Source organism: Tissierella sp., assembly GCF_052089545.1.
Lineage (GTDB): Bacteria > Bacillota > Clostridia > Tissierellales > Tissierellaceae > Tissierella_A.
This window is the reverse complement of record NZ_JBQDAA010000010.1, coordinates 21,546-25,309: the sequence shown is the minus strand read 5'-3', so window position 1 is coordinate 25,309 and position 3,764 is coordinate 21,546. Positions and strand designations below refer to the sequence as shown.

At 28.8% G+C, this 3,764-nt stretch carries 6 protein-coding genes; all 6 read left to right on the top strand.

Going from position 1 to position 3,764, the window contains the following annotated elements:
• The first annotated feature begins 123 nt into the window (after positions 1-123).
• Entirely contained in the window at positions 124-408 is a 285-nt protein-coding gene (locus ACTHW2_RS01925; protein WP_442262040.1) for a type II toxin-antitoxin system Phd/YefM family antitoxin, read from the top strand.
• Positions 401-709 (top strand): type II toxin-antitoxin system RelE/ParE family toxin, encoded by a 309-nt coding sequence (locus ACTHW2_RS01920; protein ID WP_442262039.1) that lies wholly within the window; start codon positions 401-403, stop codon positions 707-709. Before ACTHW2_RS01925 ends, ACTHW2_RS01920 begins: the two co-directional genes overlap by 8 nt.
• Before the next feature lie 72 nt (positions 710-781).
• The gene (locus ACTHW2_RS01915; RefSeq protein ID WP_442262038.1) at positions 782-979 is read left to right on the top strand and encodes a hypothetical protein; all 198 of its coding nucleotides are present in this window, start codon (positions 782-784) and stop codon (positions 977-979) included.
• 333 nt (positions 980-1,312) lie between these two features.
• A complete protein-coding gene (locus tag ACTHW2_RS01910) occupies positions 1,313-2,152 on the top strand; it encodes an exodeoxyribonuclease III (protein ID WP_442262037.1) in 840 nt (279 codons plus the stop codon).
• A gap of 297 nt (positions 2,153-2,449) precedes the next feature.
• A complete protein-coding gene (locus ACTHW2_RS01905) occupies positions 2,450-3,097 on the top strand; it encodes a hypothetical protein (protein ID WP_442262036.1) in 648 nt (215 codons plus the stop codon).
• Between the two features lie 111 nt (positions 3,098-3,208).
• The coding region (locus tag ACTHW2_RS01900; RefSeq protein ID WP_442262035.1) for a hypothetical protein at positions 3,209-3,764 on the top strand (556 nt) is incomplete at its 3' end.

The following is a 3,764-nucleotide window of genomic DNA, read 5'->3' as shown; positions in this document are numbered from 1 at the left end:
AACAAATAGATTTAATTAGAAAGATATAATATTAGTATATTGAATTAAAAACATCTAAATTCACAAGATAGTCAAATCATGATATAATATGTATATAAAAACAATATAAAAAGAGGTGTCATAATGGAATTAAATATTAGACCATCAGCAGATTTAAGAAATAAATATAATGAAATATCTAAACAATGTAGGGAAACCAGAGAGGCAGTTATTATTACTGTAAATGGTCGTGGCGATACAGCTGTTCTTGGATTACAGGATTACAAGCAAATGAAATCTGAATTAGAATTGCTTCGAACCCTTGCAGAAGCAGAAGATGATGTTAAAAACGAAAGAGTGGGTTCTATGCAAGAATCTTTGGATAAACTTCGTGAATCTTTGGTAAATAGAAAGAATGAAAATGTATAAGATTATGAGAACGGACAAAGCAGAGGATCAATTAAGGGATATAATCTATTATATTGCAGATGATTCAGGTAGTATTGATACCGCTCTCAAATATTTAGATAAGATAGAAGAGTCCATTAATCGTTTAAAAGATTTTCCTAATTCAGGGATTATACCTAGATATTCTATTTTAAGAAAACAGGATTATAGAGTGGTTATTGTAGAGAAACATCTTATATTTTACAAAGTAAATGATGAAAGTAAAACAGTTATTATATATGCTATAGTTGATGGAAGAAGAGAATACCAGAATTTAATATAGTTAGGTCACAATAGGCCTAAGCTCTATAGCAATTTAAGAAAAGTTGAAAAAGAAGAAATACTTCAGCAGATTATGGATATGCTGCTGCAAGCACAGAGTGAAAATAAAGATACAAGCATAATAATTGGAGATGATTATGAAGAATTTTGTCAATCTATCATTAAAGAATATGAAACAAATAAGAATACGATCTACAAGATATACTTGAGAAATAAAGAATATGAATGGTTATTTTTAAAAAACATAAAAAACAAATTGAATAAATTGTAAAAAACAAAGTTTTTGAATTAATGATTATTCAAAAGCTTTGTTTTTTTATGATTTTAATACAAAAAGGATTATTATATACTCATAAAAATATAAAATTTTAAAATGAGCAATAAACAGGTAAAATTTTAGAAATATGGCATTCTACCAAGGGGTTACTATCTCCTTACGACATCATTATTATACTCTCAAGATACATTGAAAACATAATCTAAAGCTTGATTGATTATGTTTTTATTCATAATTATTGTATAATGGTTAACTATAGGGTATTAAAAAATATATATAAAGAAAAAACATATAAAAGATTAGTTAGAAATTATGAGGAGGAATAATTTGAGACTTATTTCATGGAATATTGATTCATTAAATGCAGCCTTAACAAGTGATTCAAATAGGGCGGTGCTTTCAAGGGAAGTAATAGATACAATTATTGAGAAGGATGCAGACGTAATTGCTTTACAAGAAACTAAATTACCACGCAAGGGTCCAAGTAAGAAGCATATGGAACACTTAGCGGAGTATTTTAAAGGTTACTCATATGTATGGAGAAATTCTCAAGAACCAGCTAGAAAAAGTTATGCTGGGACTATGTTTTTATATAAAGATAAATACTCACCAGAGGTTTTTTATCCTGAAATAGATGTTCCAGATACTATGGATTTAGAAGGAAGAATTATTACTTTAGATTTTGGAGAATTTTATCTTACTCAGGTATATACCCCTAATGCAGGAAGTGGCCTAAAAAGATTGAAAGAAAGGCAAGTTTGGGATGAAAAGTATGCTGAATATCTTCAGAATCTAGACAAAGAGAAAGTAGTTTTAGCTACGGGAGACTATAATGTAGCCCATAAAGAGATAGACTTAGCACATCCACAAAACAATCGTAATTCAGCAGGTTTTACAGAAGAAGAGCGTCAAGGCTTTACAAATCTATTAGACAAAGGATTTACAGATACTTTCAGACATATCCATGGTGATGTAACAGATGTCTATTCTTGGTGGGCACAAAGAGCTAAAACAAGTAAAATCAATAACTCAGGCTGGAGGATTGATTATTGGTTAGTTAGTGATAGAATAGCGGACAAGATCGTTAAATCAGAGATGATAGACTCTGGATCAAGGCAAGATCATACACCAATTTTATTGGAAATAGATTTACAGTTAGAAAAATAAAGGAGTATAAATTAATTATGGTAAATTAATAAGATATAGATAAATCATTTATACCATATATAATTATGTCTCTTGAAATTTTCTTGATAAACGTGACATAAAAATTCTCTTTTCTAGTTCAGATCATCTTTTGATTGTGAATAGAAAGGAGAATTTTATTGTTTAAAAGAAATGATGAAAGGTATATTGTTTGGGGTATCATTATAAAATATATATAAATGTGTTAATAGAATTTATCATAATTAATATAAGGGCTAGTTTTTATGGAAGTAGAACTGTTTTAAAGGAGGAAATAGTATGGATATTATGTTGTTTTTACCAATATTATCTTTTGCTTTATTTGGATTTGCAGTTATAGGCTTATTATATTCATTTATAAAAAAGAAAGATAAAAAGTTGTGGATTGGTCTATTTATATTATCTTTTATATTGCCATTTGTTTTACTCATAACATTTGTAGATAAAAAAGAAACTGCCATAAAGAAATATGATGACACAGGAAAGCCTATATTTCATGAACCTGTAATAAATGATTCTGGAGATGTCAATCTAAAAGAAGGAGAGTATTTGGTGGATGAAAATATACCATCAGGGACTTATGACTTAAAAATAGATGCAAAGTTTGGAGAAGTTTTTGTCAATGGAGTTGAACCAACATATAGTATTTGGCAAAGACTAGGAATATCAGGTATTGAAGATGTGAGAATAGAACTTAAAAAAGGTTATGAGTTAAGGGTATCAGATGATGCTATTTTAACTTTAAGTGAAAAAGAAAAATTTGAGTATAAAGAACTTGAGCTATATCCTGGAATTTGGTATGTTGGCAAAGATATAACATCTGGTAGATATACTATTTTACCTACAACGGATACAATAGGAGAAGTAAAGATTTATGAGAAGGATAGTAATATTCCTGTTGCAGATGGTAAACTAGGAAAATTTTAAGACCCTCCAGCTATAAATATAGACTTGCTTGAAGGCTACAGGATTATTATAAAAAATATGAACTTTAATCTTGTTCCAACAAATGAGTAAGTAAGAAAGGAGCTGAAAATTATGTTTATATATTTTAGTATGTTAAGTGGCTTACTACCTATAATTTTTATCTTGTCAGCTATAGGTTTAATATATTCATTTATTAAAAAGAAACGTAAGACTCCATGGGTTTTAGGAATTGTTGGATCTATTATATTTATTTCTATTATGATTTTATTTATGGATGAAATTATAAGTCGTATAGATATGCCAAATGATGAGATAAAGGAAACTTCTGAGGATCCCGAGGGAACTCTTAGGGTCAAAGAAGGAAAATATATAGTAGGAGAAAAGATAAAAGAGGGACTATACAATATAAGATTTCAAGATGATACAGGAAGTATACATCTTGTCAATTTATATACTGAGGGAGATTTTAGAGATGGGACAGCTTTTGGTAAGAATAAAGAGTTTAGACTTTTTTTAAAAAAAGGAGATGGCTTAAAGTTTACAGGAATTCCCATAATAACTCCAACAACTTATGAGAAAATGAATTATGAAAGGGTAGAAATAACAGCAGGATATTGGACTGTAGGAAAAACAATCGCTCCTGGAAAATATAAAATAGAAGATGTAA